The sequence below is a fragment of the Halomonas sp. PGE1 genome, from assembly GCF_013000985.1.
In the GTDB taxonomy this organism is placed as follows: domain Bacteria; phylum Pseudomonadota; class Gammaproteobacteria; order Pseudomonadales; family Halomonadaceae; genus Halomonas; species Halomonas alkalicola.
In genome coordinates this window covers 1402789-1426029 of sequence record NZ_CP053032.1, presented here as the reverse complement: position 1 = coordinate 1426029, position 23241 = coordinate 1402789, and the positions used below count along the sequence as shown (strand labels likewise).

General features: G+C 69.7%; 18 protein-coding genes, 1 pseudogene and 1 riboswitch. Of the genes and pseudogenes, 10 read left to right on the top strand and 9 right to left on the bottom strand.

What is annotated here, in order from left to right; genetic code table 11:
* Positions 1–8: 8 nt before the first annotated feature.
* The gene (locus HIR79_RS06725; RefSeq protein WP_169957740.1) at positions 9–407 is read right to left on the bottom strand and encodes a 6-pyruvoyl trahydropterin synthase family protein; all 399 of its coding nucleotides are present in this window, start codon (positions 405–407) and stop codon (positions 9–11) included.
* Between the two features lies 1 nt (position 408).
* Positions 409–1437, bottom strand: coding sequence for a zinc-dependent alcohol dehydrogenase (locus HIR79_RS06720; protein WP_169957739.1), 1029 nt, complete (start codon positions 1435–1437; stop codon positions 409–411).
* 216 nt (positions 1438–1653) lie between these two features.
* Here HIR79_RS06720 and HIR79_RS06715 point away from each other — a divergent pair, with 216 nt between their 5' ends.
* From HIR79_RS06715 to HIR79_RS06695, 5 genes and pseudogenes are all read left to right on the top strand, one after another.
* Entirely contained in the window at positions 1654–2400 is a 747-nt protein-coding gene (locus tag HIR79_RS06715; RefSeq protein ID WP_169957738.1) for a CDP-alcohol phosphatidyltransferase family protein, read from the top strand.
* 42 nt (positions 2401–2442) lie between these two features.
* A riboswitch (TPP riboswitch) is annotated at positions 2443–2578 on the top strand.
* 86 nt (positions 2579–2664) lie between these two features.
* The gene (gene tenA, locus HIR79_RS06710) at positions 2665–3333 is read left to right on the top strand and encodes a thiaminase II (RefSeq protein WP_169957737.1); all 669 of its coding nucleotides are present in this window, start codon (positions 2665–2667) and stop codon (positions 3331–3333) included.
* 76 nt (positions 3334–3409) lie between these two features.
* Positions 3410–5314 carry a phosphomethylpyrimidine synthase ThiC gene (gene thiC / locus HIR79_RS06705; RefSeq protein WP_169957736.1) on the top strand — a complete coding sequence of 635 codons (1905 nt, stop codon included), beginning with the start codon at positions 3410–3412 and terminating at the stop codon, positions 5312–5314.
* Between the two features lie 90 nt (positions 5315–5404).
* Positions 5405–5986 carry a cytochrome b gene (locus tag HIR79_RS06700; protein WP_249322276.1) on the top strand — a complete coding sequence of 194 codons (582 nt, stop codon included), beginning with the start codon at positions 5405–5407 and terminating at the stop codon, positions 5984–5986.
* A gap of 56 nt (positions 5987–6042) precedes the next feature.
* Positions 6043–7819, top strand: a pseudogene (locus HIR79_RS06695) (sugar phosphorylase).
* A gap of 61 nt (positions 7820–7880) precedes the next feature.
* Here HIR79_RS06695 and HIR79_RS06690 read toward each other — a convergent pair.
* From HIR79_RS06690 to HIR79_RS06675, 4 genes are all read right to left on the bottom strand, one after another.
* Positions 7881–9101 carry a glycosyltransferase family protein gene (locus tag HIR79_RS06690; RefSeq protein ID WP_169957735.1) on the bottom strand — a complete coding sequence of 407 codons (1221 nt, stop codon included), beginning with the start codon at positions 9099–9101 and terminating at the stop codon, positions 7881–7883.
* Positions 9098–10018 carry an HAD-IIB family hydrolase gene (locus HIR79_RS06685; protein WP_169957734.1) on the bottom strand — a complete coding sequence of 307 codons (921 nt, stop codon included), beginning with the start codon at positions 10016–10018 and terminating at the stop codon, positions 9098–9100. The genes HIR79_RS06690 and HIR79_RS06685 overlap by 4 nt, the downstream gene beginning before the upstream one ends.
* Before the next feature lie 188 nt (positions 10019–10206).
* A complete protein-coding gene (locus HIR79_RS06680; RefSeq protein ID WP_169957733.1) occupies positions 10207–10710 on the bottom strand; it encodes a porin family protein in 504 nt (167 codons plus the stop codon).
* A gap of 128 nt (positions 10711–10838) precedes the next feature.
* Positions 10839–11771, bottom strand: coding sequence for an EamA family transporter (locus HIR79_RS06675; RefSeq protein WP_169957732.1), 933 nt, complete (start codon positions 11769–11771; stop codon positions 10839–10841).
* 141 nt (positions 11772–11912) lie between these two features.
* Here HIR79_RS06675 and HIR79_RS06670 point away from each other — a divergent pair, with 141 nt between their 5' ends.
* The 3 genes from HIR79_RS06670 (at position 11913) to HIR79_RS06660 (ending at position 16607) form a co-directional block, all read left to right on the top strand.
* Positions 11913–13097, top strand: a complete 1185-nt coding sequence (locus HIR79_RS06670; protein ID WP_169957731.1) for an acetate/propionate family kinase — start codon at positions 11913–11915, stop codon at positions 13095–13097.
* Positions 13094–15268 carry a phosphate acetyltransferase gene (gene pta / locus HIR79_RS06665; protein ID WP_169957730.1) on the top strand — a complete coding sequence of 725 codons (2175 nt, stop codon included), beginning with the start codon at positions 13094–13096 and terminating at the stop codon, positions 15266–15268. Before HIR79_RS06670 ends, pta begins: the two co-directional genes overlap by 4 nt.
* 184 nt (positions 15269–15452) lie before the next feature.
* A complete protein-coding gene (locus HIR79_RS06660) occupies positions 15453–16607 on the top strand; it encodes an aminotransferase class V-fold PLP-dependent enzyme (RefSeq protein WP_110068327.1) in 1155 nt (384 codons plus the stop codon).
* A gap of 144 nt (positions 16608–16751) precedes the next feature.
* Here the strand turns inward: HIR79_RS06660 and HIR79_RS06655 are convergent, their stop codons facing one another.
* From HIR79_RS06655 to HIR79_RS06645, 3 genes are all read right to left on the bottom strand, one after another.
* Complete coding sequence (locus HIR79_RS06655) at positions 16752–17435, bottom strand: CBS domain-containing protein (protein WP_169957729.1); 684 nt, start codon at positions 17433–17435, stop codon at positions 16752–16754.
* Between the two features lie 112 nt (positions 17436–17547).
* Positions 17548–19113 carry a hypothetical protein gene (locus HIR79_RS06650; RefSeq protein WP_169957728.1) on the bottom strand — a complete coding sequence of 522 codons (1566 nt, stop codon included), beginning with the start codon at positions 19111–19113 and terminating at the stop codon, positions 17548–17550.
* Positions 19114–19176: 63 nt separating this feature from the next.
* The gene (locus HIR79_RS06645) at positions 19177–21453 is read right to left on the bottom strand and encodes a mechanosensitive ion channel family protein (protein WP_169957727.1); all 2277 of its coding nucleotides are present in this window, start codon (positions 21451–21453) and stop codon (positions 19177–19179) included.
* Between the two features lie 84 nt (positions 21454–21537).
* On the opposite strand from HIR79_RS06645, the gene HIR79_RS06640 reads away from it, so the two are divergent.
* Positions 21538–22545, top strand: a complete 1008-nt coding sequence (locus tag HIR79_RS06640; protein WP_169957726.1) for an amidoligase family protein — start codon at positions 21538–21540, stop codon at positions 22543–22545.
* Positions 22542–23222 (top strand): gamma-glutamyl-gamma-aminobutyrate hydrolase family protein, encoded by a 681-nt coding sequence (locus HIR79_RS06635; RefSeq protein ID WP_169957725.1) that lies wholly within the window; start codon positions 22542–22544, stop codon positions 23220–23222. Before HIR79_RS06640 ends, HIR79_RS06635 begins: the two co-directional genes overlap by 4 nt.
* Positions 23223–23241 lie beyond the last annotated feature (19 nt).

Genomic DNA, 23241 nt, shown 5'->3' with positions numbered 1-23241 from the left:
GCTCGCCATCACAGGGGGCCCTCGAAGCTGGCCCAGGCGATATGGGATTCGTGGAGGGTCACGGTCATCGCCTCGAGCCCGCCGGCGCCCTCCCCCAGCCGCCCCAGCTGGATCGCCGTGGCCAGGCGCTCGAAGATCACCCGGGCCATGAACTCGGTGGTGGTGTTGCGGCCCTGGAACTCCGTCAGTTCATCGAGGTTCTGGAAGTTGAACTCGGCGAGCACCGCCTTGAGCGCCTCGCTGGCCAGGCCGATGTCCACCACCAGGTCATGGTCGTCGAGCTCGCGGCGCTGGAAGGTGACGTCCACCACGTAGGTGGCGCCGTGGGTCCGCTGGGCGGGCCCGAAGACCTCGCCGCGAAAGCTGTGGGCGATCATCACGTGGTCGCGAACGGTGAGTCGGTACATGTCAGGGCTCCAGTCGGTCGGATTCGGATCCGTCGGCGTCGAATCGGTCGGGCGAGGCATAGCGCAGCCGGTGGCAGAGCACCTCGCCGGCCCCGGCGGCCAGGCGAGGCATCAGGGCGGGCAGCTCGGAGAAATCGCTCTCGCCGCTGATCAGGGCGTCGAGGCGAGGGTCGCGCAGCAGCTCGAGCGCCAGCGCCAGGCGCCGGGCGTGGCCCCAGCGCGGCATGCGCTCGGCGGGCAGGCGGCCCACCTGGCTGCCGATCAGCTTGAGCCGCCGGGAATGGAAGGCCTCCCCCAGCGGCAGGCTCGCCTCGCGATCGCCGTACCAGCTCATCTCCACCACCCGCGCCTCATCGCCGGCCAGCGCCAGCGCCTGGCGCAGCCCCTCGGGGTTGCCGCTGGCGTGGATCACCAGGTCGTTGTCCCCCGGCGCCTCGCCGGCCAGGCAGAAATCGACGCCCAGGGCGCGGGCGAGCTCGGCCCGCCCCGGCGAGACGTCCACCAGACATACCCGGGTGCCGGGAATCGCCGCGCAGAGCCAGGCCACCAGGGCGCCCACCACGCCGGCACCGATCACCGCGATGCGGTCGCCCAGGCGCGGCTCGGCGTCCCAGCAGCCGTTGAGCGCGGTCTCCATGTTGGCGGCGAGCACCGCCCGGGCGGCGGGCAGACCCGCCGGCAGCGGCGTGACGGCGGCGGCCGGCACCACGTAGCGGTCCTGGTGGGGATGCAGGCAGAACACCTCCCGGCCCAGCAGCGCCGCGGGGCCTGCCTCGACCACCCCGACGCTGACATAGCCGTACTTCACCGGCCAGGGGAAGTCGCCGACCTGGAAGGGGGCGCGCATGCGCTGCCGCTCGCTCTCGGGCACCCGCCCCTGAAAGACCAGCGCCTCGGTGCCGCGGCTGATGCCGCCGAACAGCGCCCTCACCCGGACCTCCCCCTCGCCGGCGGCGGGCAACGGCTCCGCGCGCAGTTCACCGTGACCCGGGGCCAGGGTCCAGAAGGCGGTGGCGGTGTCGACGGACATGGCGGCTCCAGCGGTGAGGCGGGCGAATACTTCTACAATAATGGTACAGTAACATGCAAATGAACAATTTTATCGCTGCCGGCGGCCCAGGGCGGTGCCGACTGCTAGTGTGGTGGTCATGAGCCCATCGCGTTCAGCATAGCGGCTATGCCTCGCCACCATGGCCGTCGACAACGGCCATCGACAGCGGCGATCGACAACCATCAGGGAGCCCGGATGCCCTCTCCTCTCTCATCCCACCCGCCTGCGCAAGGGCCCGCCGAGGCGACGCGGCCTTGGCGCCTGGCCATGGAGCTGGCGCTGGGCGGTCTCACCCTGCTCGGGCTTCTGGCCTCGCTGGGGCTGGTGGGGTCATGGGTAGCGCCGCTGGCCATCGCCACCTACCTGGGGATGGCGGCCCTGCTGTGGCGCGCCCTGCGCCGCCGCCCCATGCGCCAGGGCGGGCTGGGCGCGGCCAACCGGGTCACCCTGGCGCGAGGCGTGCTGGTGGCCCTGCTGGCCGGCACCCTGGCCGACCCGGCCCTGCTGGCCACCCACGGAGAGTGGCTCTTCGCCCTGGCGCTGGTCGCCCTGGCCCTGGACGGCGTGGATGGCTGGGTGGCTCGACGCACCGGCAGCGCCAGCGCCGTGGGGGCCCGCTTCGACATGGAGCTCGACGCCTTCTTCATCCTGATGCTCTGCCTGGCGCTGCTGCTGCTGGAGCGCGTCGGCCCCTGGGTGCTGGCCATTGGCGCCATGCGCTACGCCTTCGTGGCGGCGAGCTGGCGCTGGCCCTGGCTCGCCGGCGAGCTGCCGGACAGCCTGCGCCGCAAGGCGGTCTGCGTGTGGCAGGTGGCGGCGCTGATGCTGGCTCTGCTGCCGGCCACGCCCGGCCTGATCGCCACCTGGCTGGCCGCCACCGCCCTGGCGGGGCTCACCCTCTCCTTCGCCGTGGACGTGCGCTGGCTCTACCACCATCGATAAGCCTCGGGGCTGGCAAATGCCCCCGGGCCTGCTAGAGTGGGCCTTCGCTTGACGGGGTGCCGGTGGAACCGGCTGAGATCGCTATACGACAGTGCGCCACACCGGCGCGGTCGTCACGGCGGGGCCCGTTGAACCTGATCCGGTTAGTACCGGCGTAGGAATCAAGCGGCGGCCTCCCCCGGCTACCCCCGTGTAGCGCGCCCCCCAGGCCCCACTCCCTCCCTCGCCCGCACTCCGGATCGTCACCCGACAATCGGAGGCAAGATGGGCTACCGCTTCAGCGACCTCACCGCCGCCTGCCAGGACGACTGGCGCGCCTATATCGAACACGACTTCGTGCGCGGTCTCGCCGAGGGCACCCTCGAGGAGGGCGCCTTTCGCCACTACCTGAAGCAGGACTACCTGTTTCTGATCCACTTTGCCCGGGCCTACGCCCTGGCCGCCTACAAGAGCCGCACCCTGGACGACCTGCGTCAGGCCCATGAGGGGCTCAAGGCCATCGTCGACCTGGAGCTGGGGCTGCACGTGGGCTACTGCCGCGAGTGGGGCATCTCCGAAGCGTCCCTGGCCGAGCTGCCCGAGGCCCGCGCCACCATGGCCTATACCCGCTACGTGCTGGATACCGGCAACCGCGGCGACCTGCTCGACCTGCACGTGGCCCTGGCCCCCTGCCTGGTGGGCTACGGCGAGATCGCCGACTGGATCAACGCCCGCGCCGAAACGGTCCGCGGCGATGCCAACCCCTATGACGCCTGGATCGCCATGTACGAGAGCGAGGAGTTCCAGGCCGCCCGCCGCGCCGAGGAGGCCTGGCTCGACGCCCGCCTGACCGACGTCACCCCGGCGCGCTTCGCCGAGCTCACCCAGGTGTTCCGCGACGCCACCCGGCTCGAGATCGATTTCTGGCAGATGGGGCTGGACCGCGCCCTCTAGCGCCGCCGCCCCACCACACCCCTGACACCCAAGGCCACTCCCCCCGACAACAACAGCCACGACAAGGATTCACGCCATGAGCAAGACCGCCCACTTCCTCGCCGAAACCGCCAAGGTCGACGAGGCCGCCATCCAGCCCCTGCCCGGCTCGCGCAAGGTCTATGTGGAAGGCTCACGCCCCGATATCCGCGTGCCCTTCCGCGAGATCTCGCTCTCGCCGACAAAGACCTCCGGCGCCGACGAGGAGAATCCGCCGCTGCTGGTCTACGACACTTCCGGCCCGTATACCGATCCGAATGCCGAGATCGACCTGCGCCGCGGCCTGCCCGAGCTGCGCCGCGCCTGGATCGAGGCACGCGGCGATACGGAACAGCTCGACGGCCCCACCAGCGAGTACGGTAAGCGCCGCGCCAACGACCCGACGCTCGCCCAGCTGCGCTTCGACCTGACCCGCACGCCGCGGCGCGCGAAGGAAGGGAAGAACGTTACCCAGCTGCACTACGCCCGCCAGGGCATCATTACCCCGGAGATGGAGTTCATCGCCATCCGGGAAAACCAGAGGCGGCAGGCGCTCTCTGCGAAGTACTCAGGCACCGAAGAGGTGGAGCGCATCCTGGGCCACCAGCACCCGGGCCAGGGCTTCGGCGCCCGGCTGCCCGAGGAGATCACCCCGGAGTTCGTGCGCGCAGAAGTCGCTGCCGGCCGGGCGATCATTCCCTGCAACATCAACCATCCGGAATCGGAGCCGATGATCATCGGCCGCAACTTCCTGGTGAAGATCAACGGCAACCTCGGCAACTCCGCGGTGACCTCCTCCATCGAGGAGGAGGTAGACAAGATGACCTGGGGCATCCGCTGGGGCGCGGACACCATCATGGACCTCTCAACCGGGCAGAACATCCATGAGACCCGCGAGTGGATCCTGCGCAACTCGCCGGTGCCCATCGGCACCGTGCCGATCTATCAGGCGCTGGAGAAGGTCAACGGCGTGGCCGAGAACCTCACCTGGGAGGTATTCCGCGACACCCTGATCGAGCAGGCCGAGCAGGGGGTGGACTACTTCACCATCCACGCCGGCGTGCTGCTGCGCTACGTGCCGCTCACCGCCAAGCGGGTCACCGGCATCGTCTCCCGGGGCGGCTCGATCATGGCCAAGTGGTGCCTCTACCATCACCGTGAGAGCTTCCTCTACGAGCACTTCGAGGAGATCTGCGAGATCTGCAAGCGTTACGACGTGGCCTTCTCCCTGGGCGACGGCCTGCGCCCCGGCTCGGTGGCCGACGCCAACGACGAGGCGCAGATGGCCGAGCTCAAGACCCTGGGCGAGCTGACCAGGATCGCCTGGAAGCACGACGTCCAGGTGATGATCGAAGGCCCCGGCCACGTGCCCATGCATCTCGTGAAGGAGAACATGGACAAGCAGCTCGAGTACTGCGACGAGGCGCCCTTCTACACCCTGGGCCCGCTGGTCACCGACATCGCCCCGGGCTACGACCACATCACCTCCGGTATCGGCGCGGCCATGATCGGCTGGTTCGGCTGCGCCATGCTCTGCTACGTCACGCCCAAGGAGCACCTCGGCCTGCCCAACAAGGACGACGTCAAGACCGGCATCATCACCTACAAGATCGCCGCCCATGCGGCGGACCTCGCCAAGGGCCACCCGGCCGCCCAGCGCCGCGACAACGCCCTCTCCAAGGCGCGCTTCGAGTTCCGCTGGGAGGACCAGTTCAACCTCGGGCTGGACCCGGACACCGCCCGGGAGTACCACGACGAGACCCTGCCCAAGGACTCCGCCAAGGTGGCCCACTTCTGCTCCATGTGCGGGCCGAAGTTCTGCTCCATGAAGATCAGCCAGGAGGTGCGAGACTATGCTCGGGATAACGGCCTCGATGGCGATCAGGAAGCGGTGATGAAGGGCATGGAGGAACAGGCGGAGAAGTTCCGCCAGAAGGGCAGTGAGCTCTACCAGGAGGTGTGAAGGTGGTGTAAGCCAGGCGCATGCAGCGCACTCAACGCTGAGTTTGGCTAGGCTGTAGCGGTGCCCCACCTCGATTCCGGGAGACGCCCCATGTCTGAGTTGGAATTGTCAGAGACGGACCGCTACGCCTACCCTCACCGCGTGCTGCACTGGCTGGTGGCCGCGGTGCTGCTGCTGTCGCTGGCCAGCGGCCTGACCCTGGGGTTTCTCGGCTTCGAAGGGGCCATGGAGCGCCTGGGCCGGGCCGGCACCGACTTTCTCTACACCTCCCACAAGTCCCTCGGCGTGGCCCTGCTCGCGCTGATGACCCTGCGGGTGATGACGCGGCTGCTCTATGTGGTGCCCGACCATGACCCGCCGCTGCACCCCTTCCAGCGCATCCTAAGCACCGCGGTGCACCACCTCCTCTACCTGGCGCTGCTGGCCCAGCCGATGCTGGGCTGGGCCGCCACCGCCAGCGGCGACTTTCCGGTGCAGTTCCTGCACTGGCACCTGCCCGGCATCGTGCCGGTGAACGAGGCGCTCTCGGAGCGGCTGTTCGAATGGCACGGCTGGCTGGGCTGGGTGATCCTCGGCCTGATCACCCTGCACATCAGCGGTGCGCTCTACCACTGGCTGATCCGTCGCGACGGCGTGATGGCACGCATGAGTCTCTTCGATCCGGATCGTTAGCGCTGGCACGCTCCCTGCATGGATCGGGCAATGCCCGATCCGACAGGAGCCCGACCATGCCCGACCGTCCGACCTTCACCCCCTCCCTGGCCACGCCGCTCGACGCCGCGGCCTTTCAGAGCCGCGCCCGTGAGCACCTGGCGATGCTGTACGGCCCCCGCGCCGACGAGGTGCTGCGCCGGCTTACGACGCTGCTGGCCCATCAGGCGCCGCCGGCCCCCTCCCCGGGCGAGACCCGCGTGCCGCTGTGGAGCGAGCGCGACCAGTGGCTGATCAGCTACGGCGACAGCCTGCTCGACGGCGAGCGCCCGCCCCTTGCGGTGCTGGGAGACTTCCTCGATACCCGGCTGCCCGACACCTTCAGCGGCGTGCATGTGCTGCCCTTCTTCCCCTGGAGCAGCGACGACGGCTTCTCGGTGATCCACTACCGGGAGGTGGACCCGGCGCTGGGCGACTGGCCCCAGGTGCGTGCCCTGGCCGAGCGGCGCGACCTGGCGGTGGATCTGGTGCTCAACCATGTGTCGCGGGAGTCGCTGTGGTTCGTCGACTACCTGACCGGCAGCCAGCCGGGCCGCGACTACTTCATCGAGCTGGACCCGGAGACCGACCTCTCGGCGGTGGTGCGCCCGCGCAGCTCGCCGCTGCTGGTACCAGTGCCCACCCGCCGCGGCACCCGCCACCTCTGGGCGACCTTCTCCGAGGACCAGATCGACCTGAACTTCGCCAACCCGGACGTGCTGCTGGAGTTCATCGGCATCCTGCTTTTCTACCTCGGCCAGGGCGCCCGCATCGTCCGCCTCGACGCCATCGCCTACCTGTGGAAGCGGGTAGGCACCCCCTGCATCCACCTGCCCGAAACCCACGAGGTGGTGCGCCTGCTGCGCGCCGTGGTGGATCATGTGGCTCCGAGCACCCTGCTGCTCACCGAGACCAACGTGCCCCACCACGAGAACCTCAGCTACTTCGGTCTAGAACGGCTGGCAGAGGGCGGGGAGCCCGACGAGGCGCATCTGGTCTACCAGTTCTCGCTGCCGCCGCTGCTGCTGCACACCCTGACCAGCGGCGACGCCAGCCTGCTGGCCAGCTGGCTCGAGAGCCTGCCCGAACTGCCCCCGGGCTGCAGCTATCTCAACTTCACCGCCAGCCACGACGGCATCGGCGTGCGCCCCCTGGAGGGCTGGCTGCCCCCCCCATGAGATCGAGGCGCTGCTGGAGCTGATGCATCGCTTCGGCGGCTTCGTCAGCATGCGCAAGCGCCCCGACGGCGAGGACGCACCCTACGAGATCAACATCACCTGGTTCGACGCCATGCAGGGCACCCGGCGCGGCCGTGATCCCTGGCAGATCGAGCGCTTCCTGTGCAGCCAGCACCTGATGCTGGCCCTGCAGGGCATCCCGGCGCTCTACCTGCACTGCCTGACCGGTACCCTCAACGACCTGGAGGGCGTGGAGCGCAGCGGCCGGCTGCGTTCGATCAACCGCCGCCGCTGGCACCTGGACGAGCTCGACGAGCTGCTCGACAGCCGCAATACCCCCACCCGGGAGGTCTTCCTGGCGCTCAAGCGGCGCCTGGCCATCCGCCGCGCCGAGCCCTGCTTCCATCCCGATGCCCCCCAGCGAGTGCTGCCAGCCCCGCCGGCGCTGCTGGTGCTCCAGCGTGGCCCGCTGGCGGGCGGCCGGCGTCTGCTGGCGATCCATAACGTCAGCGACCAGCGCCAGCCACTGGCGGCGCTGGCCGAGGGGGAGTGGTTCGACCTGCTGGAGAATGTGCCCTGGGCGGGTCAGGAGAGCCTCGCCCCCTATCGCACCCTGTGGCTGGTCCAGCAGTCCTGAACGACAGGAACATCGTTGGAGGCTATGCCGGCGCCTCGCACTACGCTGTGATCCGACCTGGTTACACTTCCCCAGCGTTATCGGCCTCCACGGCATCGTGGAGGCGGCTCAGCAGGTCGGGGATGGCGGAGCGCACGCGGTTCCAGCTGGGGATGAAGGGACGCTCGCCGGGATTGTCGAGGAAGGCGTTGCCGGCCTCCAGCAGGTTGGCGGCGAACAGCTCCACGGCGCGCTCCTCGGCGTGACGGTCCAGGGCGAGGCCGTTCATCACCGCGTCGTGATGGTAGGCCTCGATCAGGTCCAGGGCGAGGCGGTAGTAGGTGGCCTTGAGGGTGCGGAACCCCTCGGCGCTGAAGGTCACGCCCTGGGTAGCCAGCTTGCGGTAGAGCGCCTTGGCGATGTCCAGGCTCATGCGGTTGAGCCCCGCCGAGGCATCCTCCTCCGAGACCGGCTGGTGCTTGTGGTCGTAGGCATCGGCCAGGTCCACCTGGCAGAGCCGCTTGGTGGAGTGGTTGCGGTGCACCTCCGAGAGCACGCCGATCTCCAGGCCCCAGTCGGCGGGGATGCGGATGCCGTCGAGCACCTCGGCGCGCATGGCGAACTCACCGGAGAGCGGATAGCGGTAGCTGTCCAGATACTGGAGGTAGGGCAGCGGCCCATGCATCTGCTTGAGCGCCCGCAGCAGCGGCGTGACCATCAGCCGCGACACCCGGCCGTTGAGCTTGCCCTCGGCGATGCGAGGGTAGTAACCCTTGCAGAACTCGTAGTTGAAGTGGGGGTGGGCCACCGGGTAGAAGAGCCGTGCCAGCAGGCCCCGGTCGTAGGTGAGGATATCGCAGTCGTGGAGCCCCACCACCGCACCGCGTGCCGAGGCCTGCACGTAGCCCGCGCAAAACCAGACGTTGCGCCCCTTGCCGGGTTCCCGGGGCGAGAGGCCATGCTCCTCCAGCTCGGCATCCAGGGCACGCAGTCGCGGGCCATCGTTCCAGAGGATGCGATGGCGCTGGGGCAGCCGGGCGAAGAACTTCCGGGCGTGCAGGAACTGCTCGCGGTCGGCCCGGTCGAGCCCGATCACCACCTCGGCCAGGTAGGGCACCCGACGTAGCTCCTCGACGATCGCCTCGAGGGCGGGCCCCTCCAGCTCCGAGAAGAGCGACGGCAGGATCAGGCTCATGGGCCGACGACGGCCGAACTCGCAGAGCTCCGCCTCCAACGCCGCCACCGGCCGCCGGGTCAGGTTGTGGAAGTCGGTGATGATGCCGTTCTGATGGAAGTCGCTCATGCCGCTGCCTCCTCGGCCGCCTCGACGGTCTCACGCAGTGCCGCCGGAATTACCCGGCGGTCGGCTCGCCCCCACCAGTAGGCCACCCCCTCGGCCCAGCCGGCGGGTCCCGTCGCCTCGCTGCGGTAGAGCGATGGCTGGTCCGGCAATACGTCCAGGCCATGGCAGCCGCGGATCACCACCGCCTGATCCACCGCTTCCAGCATGGGGATGTCGTTGGGGCCGTCGCCCAGGGCCAGGGTCATCGGCCGCCGGCCGCGCAGCGCCTCGAAGCGGGAGATCAGCCAGCTCACCGCGTTGCCCTTGTGGGAGGTACCGGTGGCGTGCCAGAAGCGCCCGCCCCGCACCAGCTGCAGGCCGTCGCCGGCGAGCCCCACGCGGAAGCCCTCGAGGCGCGCCTCATCCTCCTCCCAGATCAGCGGCTCGCTGCCCTCGCGCATCCGCGCCAGGCGCGCCTCGGGCTCGGGGAGACCGGTGTAGTCGGTGAGTTCATCGAGGGTCATCTCGCTCATGGCGGTGAAGCGCACCCCGAGACGCTCGCGCCATACCGCCAGGCGCTTGCGAACGAAGCCGATGTCCACCCCCAGGGTGCGGATCCCGAGCCCATCGGGGCCCGGGCGGTCGACGCGCGCATGGCACCAGGCCGGCGGCAGCCCCACCACGGCGCCGTTCTCGGCGATGAAGGGGGTATCGGTCAGGCCCAGCTCCCGGCGCAGCGGCACGATCTCGCTGCGGGTCTTGCTGGTCACCGGAATCACCGGCACACCCAGCTGCTTGAGCCGTGCAAGCCAGGGCCTGGCGGGTTGCCAGTCGTAGCTGTGGTGGTCGAGCAGCGAGCCGTCGAGGTCGGTAAACAGCAGCCGCGGCGTGAGGGCGGCATCGAGGCCGGAATGGGGCGTGAGGCGTGAGTCGGTCATGGCAGCTCCCTGGCGTGACATCGGGTCGTTGCCCTTACCTTGCACAGGGCGTGCCAGGCCGCATTGCAGCGGGTGTTGGCGCGACGGCGGCGAACCTTGCGCACCATCCCGGCGCATCATGACGCACCAAAAAAGAGCGCCCCGAGGCGAAAAAGCCTCGGGGCGTCGGGAACCGCAGCCGTCGCGGATCAGAAGCGGTAGCGAAGACCCACGCTTGCCGCATCGAAGTTGTAGCGGGACTTGTCCAGGTAGCGCATGTAGTCCGCGCCCACTGACAGGTTGGGGGCCACGTCGAACTCGGCGCCGGCTCCGTAGGAGAAGCCGCTTTCGCGGTCGATATCGAAGTCCACCTCGGTGAAGCCGGCCAGGCCATAGAGGCGGAACTCCGGAGCCACCGGCAGGATACCCTTGGCATAGGCGCCGATCAGGTAGTCGAGCTCGACGGGGCCATCGGAGCCGCCGCCACCCAGGTGGCCCTCCACGGCGAAGTACTCGTTGAACTGCATGCCGCCGTTGAGGCGCAGGCCGACGCTATCGCGGCTGGAGGCGGGCCCATCGGGGTTGAGGTCCCAGAACATGGCGTCGCCGCCGATGTAGGGCTGGGGATAGAAGGCCTGCTGGGCCTGGGCACTGGTAGCCGCGCCGGCGGCCAGGATGGCCGCGGTTGCGGCGGCAAGCGTGATGCGTTTCATGGGGCTCTCCTCGTTAATGAACACCGTTCTATAACGCCTACAGTGTGGTCCCGGGAACGCCACTCTTCAAGGTGGGAATGTGCAAATGTGCGCCAAGCGGCGTCGCCCGGCGGCGACGCCGCCTGGTCTCACGCCCGCTTCGACAGGCCCAGGAACAGGATCCCCGCGAGCACGATGCCGCCGCCCACCAGCTGCACCGGGGTGAGCGCCTGCCCCAGCACCAGGTAGCCCAGCAGCAGGGCCGCCACCGGCTCCATGTTCATGGCCGGGGCGTTGCGCGCCATGTCGAGCCTGGGCACCGTGATGAAGAGCACCGAGAAGGCCAGCGCATAGCAGAGCGTCAGCAGCGCGAGCCCCGTCCAGCCGGCCAGCGACTGGGGCGGCGCCATGCCGCCCGGCACGAGCCCCAGGCCCCCGGCGATGACCATGGCCGCCAGCACGGTGAGCATGGTCAGCAGGCTGCGCAGGGTGCTGCCGACGCCGGCCAGGCGGTGCTCGGTGATCCACAGGGCGCAGGAGAAGGCGGTGGCGGCGGCCAGGCCGAAGGCCACCCCGGCGAGCCAGTCCGGCCCCATGGCCCCGGGGTCGGCGAACCAGGTCGGCACGTCCAGCACCACCACCAGGCCGATGAGGATCACACCCATGACCAGCGTCGCCCGCGCCGTCGGCCGCGGCCCCCCCAGCGCCCAGGAGAGCAGCGCCAGCTGGATCGGCAGGGTGTTCATCAAAAGCAGCGCCACCACCACCGGAATGCGCGCCACCGCCGAATAGAGGCAGAGGCTCTGCACCGCCACCAGCAGGCCCACCGCCAGCTGCCAGCGTCCGGAGCCTGCGGGCAGTCGCCACGACTTGCGCTGGAACACCACCAGCGCCGCCAGTGCCAGGGCGGCCACGCCGGAGCGCAGCACGATGGCCAGCAGCAGGCCGGCACCGGCATCGAAGGCGACCCGGGCGGCCACGTGGTTGGCGGCGAACAGGGTGGCGAGGCCGCACATCAGGGCCAGGGCGAGGGGCCGCGGGAAAGGAGCGGGGGCCACCGAAGCGCCAGAGGGGGTCGACATGTCACGGCTTCCATGCAGAGTGTAGGGGACAAGGGCAGCACATCATGATGGGCGTCAAGCCGAGAGGCGACCACCGGCGGCGGCCTCATGTTAGACTAAAGTCCAAGCCTTCTCTCACCCTCCATCCCACAAGAGGCGTCGATGAACGAGCCGGTGCTGGTGATCAACTGCGGGTCCTCCTCCATCAAGTATGCGCTGGTGCCGGCGGCTGCCGACCAGCCGCGCCTGACCGGCCTGGCCGAGCGGCTGGGCAGCGGCGATGCCCGCCTCAAGGGCGTCGACAGCCGCGGCGAGGCCTTCACCCGCGCCCTGGGTGACGCCGGCCACGTCGAGGCCCTCGCGGCGATCCTCGAGGGACTGGGGGACCACCGCCCCGGCGCCGTGGGGCACCGGGTCGTTCACGGCGGCGAGCGCTTCACCCGGGCCGCGCTGATCGACGATGACGTCGTGGCCGCCATCGAGGCCACCAGCGCGCTCGCGCCGCTGCACAACCCGGCCAACCTCCAGGGGGTCGCCGCCACCCGCGCGCTGTTTGCCGAACTGCCCCAGGTGGCGGTCTTCGATACCGCCTTCCACCAGAGCCTGCCGCCCCGCGCCTACCGCTATGCCCTGCCCGAGGCGCTCTATCGCGAGCACGGCATCCGCCGCTACGGCTTCCACGGCACCAGCCATGCCTACGTGAGCGCGCGCGCCGATGCCCTCGCCGGCATCGAAGGCGGCTGGCTGACCGCCCACCTGGGCAACGGTTGCTCCACCGCCGCGGTGTGGCAGGGGCAGAGCCTCGACACCAGCATGGGCCTCACCCCGCTGGAGGGGCTCGTCATGGGCACCCGCAGCGGCGACGTCGACCCCGGGCTGCACGCCCACCTGGCCCGCGAGCTGGGCTGGTCCCTCGAGCGCATCAACGATGTCCTCAACCGAGGTAGCGGCCTGCTCGGGCTCTCCGGGCTCTCCAACGACATGCGCGAGCTGGAGGCCGCCGCCGAGGCGGGCCACGCCGGCGCGGCACTCGCCGTGGAGGTGTTCTGCTACCGCATCGCCAAGTCCCTGGCCGCCCTCTCCTGCGCCCTGCCCCGCCTGGACGGCATCGTCTTCACCGGCGGCATCGGCGAGAATTCGCCACGGGTGCGCGAGCAGGTGGTGGCGCTGCTGCCCCACTTCGGCCTCGCCCTGGACCCCGAGGCCAACCGCGAGACGATTCGCGGCCACGAGGGCCGCATCGACGCGCCGGCCCCGAACCGCCCCGCCCTGTGGGTGATCCCCACCGACGAGGAGGGCCGCATCGCCGACGAGACCCGCCAGCTGCTGGGAGAGACCGCCCGATGACGCCCCGCCCCGCCCGCCCCGCTCCCCAGGCCATCCTGCTGGTGCCCACCGGCGAGGGCGCCGGCCTCACCTCGGCCTGCCTGGGCCTGATCCAGGCGCTGGACACCATCGGCCTCAAGGCCGGCTTCCTCAAGCCGCTGCGCCAGGACGAGCTCAACGGCTCGGGGCCGGACCGCTCCTGCGCCCTGGTCAACAGTACCCTGGGGCTGCGCCCGCCGGCGCCGATCCCCCAGTCCGAGATGGAGCGCCTGCTGCGCCAGGACCGCCTCGACGTGCTGATGGAGCAGGTGGTGGAGCTCCAGGAGGCCGCCCTCGAGGCCTTCCCGGACGGCGCCCCGGAGCTGCTGGTAATGGAGGGGCTGGTGCCGACGCGCCACGCCAGCTACGCCGCCCAGGTCAATGCCCAGCTGGCCCACGCGCTGAACGCCCGGATCATCCTAGTGGGCAGCGGCGACCTGGCCGATCCCCAGGCGCTGGCCGAGCAGCTCGACATGCACGCCCGGGCCTTCGGCGGGGTCGGCTCGGCCCGCACCCTGGGCTGCATCCTGATGCGCATGCACAACATGCCCGGGGGCGAGGACGCCAGTGGATTGGCCCCCGGTACCGCCGCGCCGGCCCTGGAGGAGGCCCTGCTCGCCGAGCTGCGCCGTCACTCCCCCGCGCTCGCCACCGAACGCTTCCACCTGATCGGCATGGTGCCCTACGCCCCGGCGCTCTCCGCCCCGCGGGTGCTGGACGTGGCCCGCGCCCTGGGAGCCCGCTTCCTCAACGAGGGGGAACCCGAACGGCGGGTGCTCTCCACCAGCCTCTGCGCGCGCAGCGCCTCCAACGCCCTGCACATCTTCAAACCCGGCGGGCTGGTGGTGGCCTCCGGCGATCGCGACGACGTGGTGCTGGCCTCGGCCCTGGCCACCATGAACGGCGTCCCCCTGGCCGGCGTCCTGCTTACCAACGGCTTCATCCCGGGCGACAACATGATCGAGATGTGCCGCCCGGCGCTGAAGACCGGCCTGCCGGTGATCAGCGTCGACACCGACAGCTTCACCACCGCCAAGAACCTCGGCCAGATGGGCAACGACATCCCCATCGACGACTTCGAGCGCGCCGAGCGGGTGGCCAACTTCGTGGCCGCCCATATCGATCTGCAGTGGCTCAAGGACCACCTGAGCCGCGGCTATACCCGCCGTCTCTCCCCCTCCGCCTTCCGCCACCAGCTGGTCAAGCTGGCCCAGCAGGCCGACCGGCGCATCATCCTGCCCGAGGGCAGCGAGCCGCGCACCGTGGAGGCCGCCGCCATCTGCCAGCGTCGCGGCATCGCCCGCTGCGTGCTGCTGGGCAAGCGCGAGGAGATCATGGAGGTGGCCCGCCAGCGCGGCATCGAACTGCCCGAGGGGCTCGAGATCATCGACCCGGACAGCATCCGGGCGCGCTACGTGGCGCCCATGGTGGAGAGGCGCACCGGCAAGGTGAACGAGCTGACCGCCGAGGCCCAGCTCCAGGACAACGTGGTGCTCGGCACCATGATGCTGGCCCTCGACGAGGTGGATGGCCTGGTCTCCGGCGCCATCCACACCACCGCCAACACCGTGCGTCCGGCCTTCCAGCTGATCAAGACCGCCCCGGGCTATGAGCAGGTCTCGTCGATCTTCTTCATGCTGCTGCCCGAGCAGGTGGTGGTCTACGGCGACTGCGCGGTGAACCCCGACCCGGACGCCGAGACCCTGGCCGAGATCGCCCTGCAGAGCGCCCGCTCCGCCCAGGCCTTCGGCATCGAGCCGCGGGTGGCAATGATCAGCTACTCCACGGGGGAGTCCGGCTCAGGCGCCGACGTGGAGAAGGTGCGTCAGGCCACCCGCCTGGCCCGGGAACGGGCCCCCGAGCTCTCGATCGATGGCCCGCTGCAGTACGACGCCGCCGCCATCGAGAGCGTCGGCCGCCAGAAGGCGCCGGACTCCCCGGTGGCGGGGCGCGCCACGGTGTTCGTCTTCCCGGACCTCAACACCGGCAATACCACCTACAAGGCGGTGCAGCGCAGCGCCCGGGTGGTCAGCGTCGGCCCCATGCTGCAGGGCCTCAACAAGCCGGTGAACGACCTCTCCCGCGGGGCGCTGGTCGACGACATCGTCTACACCATCGCGCTGACCGCCATCCAGGCCGCCCAGGGCGACTGAGCCGGCGGCCCTCTGAAAACAGCAGCGCCCCGTCAGGGTAACCGACGGGGCGCTCGCGTCTCACTTGACCCGCCTCAAGCCCGCCGCGCGGGCCGCTGGCCCCGGGTGGCGAATGGGCATATTCTCAGTCCATGGACCCGCCTTCGCTAACCTGAAGGCTCCCCGCTTCATGACGGAGACTCACATGCCCGGCCTGCTTCCCGACGTCGATCCCGATGGTCTGCTCGAATACTCGGTGGTCTATACCGACCGCGCCCTGAACCACATGTCCTCCCGCTTCCAGGAGGTGATGCGCGATATCTCCGGCCAGCTCAAGCGGGTCTACCACGCCCACAGTGCGGTGATCGTGCCCGGCAGCGGCACCTTCGGCATGGAGGCGGTGGCCCGCCAGTTCGCCAAGGAGCGGCGCTGCCTGGTGATCCGCAACGGCTGGTTCAGCTACCGCTGGAGCCAGATCCTCGAGATGGGCCGCATCCCGGCCGATATCAACGTGCTCAAGGCGCGCCGCCTCGACGAGAGCAGCCCCGCCTCGCCCTTCGCCCCGGCGCCCATCGAGGAGGTGATCGAGGCGATCCGCGACCAGCAGCCGGACATCATCTTCATGCCCCACGTGGAGACCGCCGCGGGGATCATCCTGCCCGACGACTACATCCGCCAGGTGGCCGATGCCATCCATCAGGAGGGTGGCCTGCTGGTGCTCGACTGCATCGCCTCCGGCGCCATCTGGGTCGACATGCAGGACCTCGGCGTCGATGTGCTGGTCAGCGCCCCCCAGAAGGGCTGGAGCGCCTCGCCCTGCTGCGCCATGGTGATGCTCTCGCGCCAGGCCCGCGAGGTCATCGACGACACCACCAGCTCGAGCTTCGCCTGCGACCTCAAGAAGTGGCTCACCATCATGGAAACCTACGAGGGCGGCGGCCACGCCTACCACGCCACCCTGCCCACCGACGGGCTGGTGACGCTTCGCGACGTGATGGTCGAGATAGAGGCCTATGGCCTGGAGAAGGTGCGCGACGAGCAGCAGGCGCTGGGCGACGGCGTCCGCGAGCTGCTGGCAGAGTTCGGCTATCGGAGCGTGGCGGCCCCCGGCTTCGAGGCCCCCGGCGTGGTGGTCAGCTACACCGATGACGCCGGCCTGGTCGGCAAGTTTGCCGAGGCGGGCCTGCAGGTGGCCGGCGGCGTGCAGCTGATGTGCGACGAGGGCGAGGGCTTCCTGACCTTCCGCATCGGCCTGTTCGGCCTGGAGAAGCTCCACGACCGCGAGCGCAGCCTGGCCCACCTGCGCGGTGCCCTCGAGACCATCGCCCGGGCGCAACCGGTACCCCCCGGCGAGGCCTGATAGGGCCAGCCTGCAACGACAAAGCCCACCATAAGAAGAGGGGCGGCCAACTGGCCGCCCCTCTCGTGTTTGCGTAGCTCGTATTTGCGTAGTTCGTGCTTGTTTAGCTCGTGCTTGCGTTGCGCGCCGGAGCCGCGCCGAGCCTCAGAGGCTGCCGACGCCGCGCGGCACGAAGCCGAGGTTGTTGTCGACCTCCTTGACGCCCGCGGTATTCTCGGCGGCCACCTGCACGGCCATCTTCTCCTGCTGGTTCTCGACCAGGCCCCACAGCTGCACCTTGCCGTCGGAGACCATGACGTTGATCCGGTCGACCAGCACGCCGGTGTTGGCGTCGACCTCCTTGAGGATGGCCTCGCGGATCTCGCGGTCATCCGCGGTCACGCTGGCCTCGGTGGCCACCACGGAGAAGCCGCGCAGCAGGTTGGAGCGGCTGACGATGCCCACCAGCTTGCCCTCCTGAACCACCGGCACCCGCTTGATGTGATGCTTCTCGAGCAGCCGCGAGATCTTGTGCAGCGGCATGTCGCCTGCGATGGTGATCGGGTCCTTGGTCATGATCTCGTGGGCACGGCGACCGTGGGACTTCACGTAGTCGGCGGCATCGTGGCCAGCGAACAGCTTCAGCCACCAGGACTTGCGGCGCGCGGTGTCGTTCTCCACCCGGCGCATCAGGTCACCCTCGCTGACGATGCCGAGCACCTTGCCACCATCATCCACGACGGGGACCGCGCTGATGCCGTGTTCCAGCAGCAGGCTGGCGATCTCGCGCACCTCGCTGTCCGGCGATACGGTGATGACGTTCTGGGTCATGACATCTGCAGCTAGCATCGGGCGTTCTCCACGGATTTATGGGAATACACCCTGAAGATAGCAACTTGCCGGCGGCGACGCATTGACCGGGGCCGGGTTTGCTGGACGCCGTTTCAACCCTTGCCCCGGTTCAGTCTGCCTGGCCCGCCCCCTCGGCATGGACCCGCTCCACGTCGACGATCCGCGAACGGCTCATCACTACCTTCCAGCGCTGCAGGGTCGGCGGCCGGTCGCCCTGCACCTCGCGAATCACCAGATTGATCAGATGGCGCTTCTCCACCTCCTCGCGCACCACCTGCCCCTCCTCCAGCCGGTAGACCCGGTGGCTGCCCTTGTCCATCAGCCGCGCCAGCGGCGAGAGGTCCAGGGTCAGGGTCTCGCGGGTGTGCTCGTAGCCGCTGAGGAAGCGCGTCGGTGACATCCGCGAGCGGGAGCGATAGTGCAGCACCACCTCCTCGCGCTGTGCCACGTTGCGCTTGCGCACCCGCTTGATCTCCTCGTCCAGCTTGAGGAAGCGCTGATAGTCGAACCACTCGAGCTGATGGCCCACCGTCACGTTGCGGGTGGGGTCCAGGTACTGGCGTCGCCACTTGGGCCGCCCCCGGCGCAGGAGGCGCCACAGGGTGTTGCGCAGGTCGTCCTTGAACACCTCGCGCAGGGCATAGAGCACCGCCATGGCCAGCACGAAGAGCGCGGTGATATCGGACAGGGCGTCACGCACCCGCAAGAGCCCCAGCGAGACGAACACCATCACCACCGCGGTGGCCAGCGCCTTGACCGCCTTCTGCTCGCCCCCGCCGAGCTCCTGGGTCTTCTGCTTGAGGGTCACCGGGTACTCGATCAAGCGGCGCAGCAGCCGCATCTTGTTGGACATGCGGGTCGGGTCCCGGGTGACCCGCTCGGAGTTGTACTGCTGCGCCTCCCGATGGGCGCCCTCCTCCCGGCAGATGGCCAGGAGCCGCTTGCGAATCTCGCGAAAGCGCGCGCCCCTGGGCAGGTTGGCCACCAGCGCCAGCAGGCGCTGCTCGGTGAACCAGGAGAGATAGTTGTCGATGGTGACGTAGTAGCGGCTGAGGCTCTCCTCGGCGGGCTCCTGGCGACGCAGCCGCTTGAGAATCCCGGTGGCAAGCTCCGCGTGCTCCTCCAGCCGCGTCTCCAGGGAGGCCTCCTCCTTCTGCCCCTCGCGCTCCTTCGCCTGGCCGCCGGCGGGCTTGTGCGTGTCGTTGGCGGCCTGGGCGCTCGGCGTGCCGGGTGCGGGCCTCTCCCTGGCAGCCGGGGCGCTCTCCTTGCCGCTCGCCCCCTTCTCCTTGCCGACAGCACCCTTCTCCTTGCCGGCGGCGGCCTTCTCGGCCCGGCGCACCCGACGGGCGGCGTCCAGCAGCGGCTGGTTGGAGCCCTCGAGGGCCACCACGTACTGGTAGGCGTAGAGGCTCATCCCCAGGCGGTACTGCGCCGGGTCGAGGCGCCCCCGTTCGGCCAGCCGGCTGAGCACCAGCGGCAGGCGGTAGCGGTCGCTGTAGTAGGTGCGCTTGACGTGGATCGCCGCGTGGTAGAAGGCCTCCTCGGCGAGCACCTGGGGGCCAAGCCCCAGCTCCCCGGGCACGAACAGGTAGAGATCCAACTGGTGGGCGGTCTCCTCCTGCAGCACCCGGGAGATACGCAGGGAGAGCGCATCCGCGCGATCCACGCTGATCATTGGCCGGGATCCGGTGAGGCACCGCGGGGGTTGGTGTCGCCCTCGGGGTCGGCCACCTGGGCCTCACCGGGCTCGCGCCCGGCGGCGTCGCGGGGGGGCATCAGGGGACTCGCTGGCCCGGGCGATGCCCTCGTCGCTGCCGTCCAGACGGCCGCCGCCGCGGCCCTGCATGCTGATGTTGAGGCGCGGCATGGCCAGGTCGAGGCCCTGCTCCTCCATGCGCTGCTTGAGCAGCAGGTTGAAGGCGCGGGCCACGTCCCACTGCATCTCGGGCGCGGTGCGAAAGCGCATGCGCAGCACCGGACAGCCCTCCTCGAAGGCCTGGATGCCCTGCATCTCCAGCGGCGACCAGATGTAGTGGCGCATCATCGGGTCCTGGCGCAGCGCCTGGGCAGTCTCCTGCATCAGGCTGATGGCATCGTCGATCTTCATCTCGTGGGGGATGCGGATGCGCATCAGGGCGATGCCGAACTGCCGCGACATGTTGTGGATGGTGGCGATGCGGCTGAAGGTGATGATGTGCACGATGCCGTCCAGGTCACGCAGGCGCACGGTACGCAGGGTCAGCCCCTCCACCGTGCCCATGTGGCCGTTGATCTCGACGAAGTCGTCCACCGCCAGCGAGTCCTCGATGAGGATGAAGATGCCGGTGATCAGGTCCTGCACCAGAGTCTGGGCGCCGAAGCCAATGGCCAGGCCGATCACACCGGCACCGGCCAGCAGCGGGGTGACGTTCACCCCGAGATTGGCCAGGCCGACGATCGCCGCGATGATCACGATGGTGGTGAAGATGACATTGCGGATCATCGGGGTGATGGTCTGGGCCCGGGCCTGGTTGACCCGCCGCCCGCGGGTGCGCGCCGAACTGGTCAGGGCACGCTGGATGGCGGTATCGGCGAAGATCCACGCCAGCCAGGCCAGCAGCACGGTAAAGGCCACGGCCAGCAGCGCCTGGCCGATGCGTGCGCTCGCCACCCCCTGCTGGCCGATGCCGATCAGCGACCCGCCCCACACCTGGGTGGAGAGCTCGGCGAAGGCCAGCCAGGTGGCGGCATGAGCCAGCACATAGCCGAAGCGCTCCAGGCGCTGGCGATACTGGCTGATGCGCCGCCGCTGGTTGCGCTTGCTGCGCCGCTCCCCGTGGCGGCGCAGCAGGCCGGTGACCACCAGCGCCAGCACCAGCAGCGACGCCGAAATGATCGAGCGGGCCAGCGCCGTGCCCACGTCACCGCCGGTGACGAAGATCGCCACCAGCGAAGCGCCCACCAGCAGCAGCGCTGGCACGTGCCAGAGGCTGCCAACCACGGCCACTACGCTGGCACTACCGCTGCTCTCACGGCGCTCGCGCCAGGGGCGGTTCCTGATGATGTGCTGGATGGGGCGCTGGAAGCGCAGGATGAAGCGAATGCTGAGCAGCGCGGCCAGCATGTTGGCCAGCACCGAGAGCAGGCCGGCCAGCTCGTCGCCGATCAGGTCGGTCAGGCGTCCGGAGTTGAAGGCATCGCCCAGCGCGATCAGCGCGCCGATCACGAACAGCGGCCGCAGCGCGCGCTGCTGCAGGATCTGCACCGCCACGAAGCGATGCCCGCGGGTAAACACCGAGACGAAGGTCTCCACCACCACCGAGAGGGTACGACCACACAGGGCGATATAGGCCACCACCAGGGCCATGGTGCGACCGGAGCTCTCCGGGATCAGCTGCGCCATGCCCAGCACCAGGAAGAAGGCCAGCGCCCAGGGCAGCATGCGGCGCAGGAAATGCACGGTGAGCAACCAGGCCCGCGGGTCCCGGGGCAGGTCGAGCGGCCAGCCGCGGCGACGGGCCAGCAGGCGCCCCAGGGCGATCAGGATCACCAGCAGGCCGACCCAGATGCCCAGCAGCACGGCCCCCTCCACCAGGAAGCGCATCAGGTCGGCATTGCCGGTGCCGGTCACCAGGCCGCTGAGGTCCTCCCAGCCCTGCTCCAGCTGGTCCTGCCACTGGTCGACGGGCGAGTGCCCTGCCTCGGCCTGCTCGCCCAGGTCGCTCAGGGTCTCGGCCAGGGCCCCGAGCAGCCCCTGGCGCGGCGCCAGGGCCGCCTCCTCGGCCGCCTCGCCGTGCACCGCCTGCAGCTCGCGCAGGCCCTCCAGCAGCTGGCCGCGCCGCTCGGCGTCCTCCAGGGTGGCAATCACCTGCTCGAGGGATTCCTGGAACGCCTGGGGGTCATGCTCGGCGGTGGCCTCCCCGCCTCCGACCAGCCCCGTCAGGCCCAGCTGCTGGGCCTGGGCGGGCAGCGCCAGCAGGAGCAGCAGCAGCCAGGCCAGGCAGGTGAAGAGGGTTCGGCGCAGTGGTAGGGACATCGTTTCTCCGTGTTCGGTCGGCGACGCAGGCCGCTGATATGTTAGGCTCCACGCGAGCCCATCGGTCACGCACAGGATGCCGCCATGACGCCTCTCCCGCCACCCGAGCCCCGCAATCCAGACGGCGAGACGCGCCGCGTCGGGGTCGAGATCGAGTTCGCCGGTCTGCCGCCCCGCGACACCGCCGAGCTGGTGCGCGAGCTGTTCGGCGGCGAACTGACGGTCATCAGCCCCCACCGTCTCAAGGTGCAGGAGACCCGCTGGGGCGATTTCGTCATCGAGCTCGATACCCAGTATGCCCATCCCGACCGCGAGGTGCTCGACGCCCGTCCGAAGGACGATACCGAGTGGGAGCGCCAGCGCCACCAGATGCGCGTCGACTTCCACACCCGCACCCGGGAGCTGATCGGCGACGTGGTCACGGGCCTGGTGCCCACCGAGATCGTCTGCCCAGCGGTACCCTGGGACGAGCTCGACGAGCTCGACGCCCTCTTCGACGCCCTGCGCCAGCACGGCGCCAAGGGCACCGACGCCAGCCTGCTCTACGGCTTCGGCCTGCACCTCAATCCCGAAGCGGCGAGCCTCTCGGTGGAGAGCCTCCTCGACCACCTGCGTGCCTACCTGCTCACCGCCGAGTGGCTGCGCGAGCAGATCGACGTGGACATCACCCGCGAGGTGCTGCCCCACGCCAACCCCTTCCCCAAGCCATATGCCCTCAAGGTGCTCGACCCCCGCTATGCGCCGGATCTCGACACCCTGATCGGCGACTATCTCGAGGACAACCCGACCCGCAACCGCGAGCTCGACATGACCCCGCTGTTTGCCCACCTGCGCCCCGGCTACCCCCACCCGCTGTTTCGCAACAAGCTGGTCAAGGCACGCCCCACCTTCCACTACCGGCTGCCCGACGCCCGGCTCTCGGAGCCCGGCTGGGGTTCGGTGACGGAGTGGAACCGCTGGCTGGAGGTGGAGAAGCTGGCCGCCGACAAGGAGCTGCTGGCCAAGCGCAGCGCCGGCTACGTGGCCAAGCACACCCTCTCGCCGCTGGCCCGACTGTGGCTGCGCATGCGCGGCTGGGCGGGCACCTCGTGAGCGATCCCCGCCCCCTGATCGGCATCACCACCTCCGACGACAAGAGCCAGATCGCCTGGCTCTTCGACTGGTTCGCGGTGTGGCGCCACGGCGGTCGGCCGCGGCGGCTGTCGCCCTCGCGCCCTCTGCCCGAGCGCCTCGACGGCCTGATCATCGGCGGCGGCGACGACATCCAGGCCCACCTCTACGACTCCGAGGTGCAGCTCGACGTGCGGGTCGACCCCCAACGCGACGAGCTGGAGCTGGAGCTGCTCGAGCGCTTCATCCCCGAGGGCACCCCGGTGCTCGGCATCTGCCGCGGCGCCCAACTGATCAACGTCTACCGTGGCGGCACCCTGGACCCGGACATCTACACCACCCACGAGGGCCTCAAGCGCCGGCGCACGGTGCTGCCGCGCAAGACGGTGGATATCGTCGGCGCCAGCAAGCTCCACCGCCTGCTGGGGGTGAGCTGGTGCCGCATCAACAGCCTGCACCATCAGGCGGTGCAGGAAACCGGCGAGGGGATCGAGATCGTCGCCCGCGACCGCGAGGGCCTGGTCCAGGGCATCGAATCCCGCGACCACGACTTCCTGATCGGCGTGCAGTGGCACCCGGAGTGGCTGATCTTCAACCGCCCCCAGCAGCGCCTGATCCGCGCCCTGGTCGAGGCCGCCCGCCAGCGGCAGGCGGGCTGAGCCCCCCCCGGCACGAAGA

Bases quoted from the DNA above. Each gene is read 5' to 3' on its own strand.
- HIR79_RS06700 (WP_249322276.1), top strand. From the start codon at position 5,405: ATGTCTGAGTTGGAATTGTCAGAGACGGACCGCTACGCCTACCCTCAC.
- thiC (WP_169957736.1), top strand. From the start codon at position 3,410: ATGAGCAAGACCGCCCACTTCCTCGCCGAAACCGCCAAGGTCGACGAG.
- HIR79_RS06680 (WP_169957733.1), bottom strand. From the start codon at position 10,710: ATGAAACGCATCACGCTTGCCGCCGCAACCGCGGCCATCCTGGCCGCC.
- HIR79_RS06650 (WP_169957728.1), bottom strand. From the start codon at position 19,113: ATGATCAGCGTGGATCGCGCGGATGCGCTCTCCCTGCGTATCTCCCGG.
- HIR79_RS06720 (WP_169957739.1), bottom strand. From the start codon at position 1,437: ATGTCCGTCGACACCGCCACCGCCTTCTGGACCCTGGCCCCGGGTCAC.
- pta (WP_169957730.1), top strand. From the start codon at position 13,094: ATGACGCCCCGCCCCGCCCGCCCCGCTCCCCAGGCCATCCTGCTGGTG.
- HIR79_RS06640 (WP_169957726.1), top strand. From the start codon at position 21,538: ATGACGCCTCTCCCGCCACCCGAGCCCCGCAATCCAGACGGCGAGACG.
- HIR79_RS06690 (WP_169957735.1), bottom strand. From the start codon at position 9,101: ATGAGCGACTTCCATCAGAACGGCATCATCACCGACTTCCACAACCTG.
- HIR79_RS06670 (WP_169957731.1), top strand. From the start codon at position 11,913: ATGAACGAGCCGGTGCTGGTGATCAACTGCGGGTCCTCCTCCATCAAG.
- HIR79_RS06675 (WP_169957732.1), bottom strand. From the start codon at position 11,771: ATGTCGACCCCCTCTGGCGCTTCGGTGGCCCCCGCTCCTTTCCCGCGG.
- HIR79_RS06655 (WP_169957729.1), bottom strand. From the start codon at position 17,435: ATGCTAGCTGCAGATGTCATGACCCAGAACGTCATCACCGTATCGCCG.
- HIR79_RS06725 (WP_169957740.1), bottom strand. From the start codon at position 407: ATGTACCGACTCACCGTTCGCGACCACGTGATGATCGCCCACAGCTTT.
- HIR79_RS06660 (WP_110068327.1), top strand. From the start codon at position 15,453: ATGCCCGGCCTGCTTCCCGACGTCGATCCCGATGGTCTGCTCGAATAC.
- HIR79_RS06715 (WP_169957738.1), top strand. From the start codon at position 1,654: ATGCCCTCTCCTCTCTCATCCCACCCGCCTGCGCAAGGGCCCGCCGAG.
- tenA (WP_169957737.1), top strand. From the start codon at position 2,665: ATGGGCTACCGCTTCAGCGACCTCACCGCCGCCTGCCAGGACGACTGG.
- HIR79_RS06685 (WP_169957734.1), bottom strand. From the start codon at position 10,018: ATGACCGACTCACGCCTCACGCCCCATTCCGGCCTCGATGCCGCCCTC.
- HIR79_RS06645 (WP_169957727.1), bottom strand. From the start codon at position 21,453: ATGTCCCTACCACTGCGCCGAACCCTCTTCACCTGCCTGGCCTGGCTG.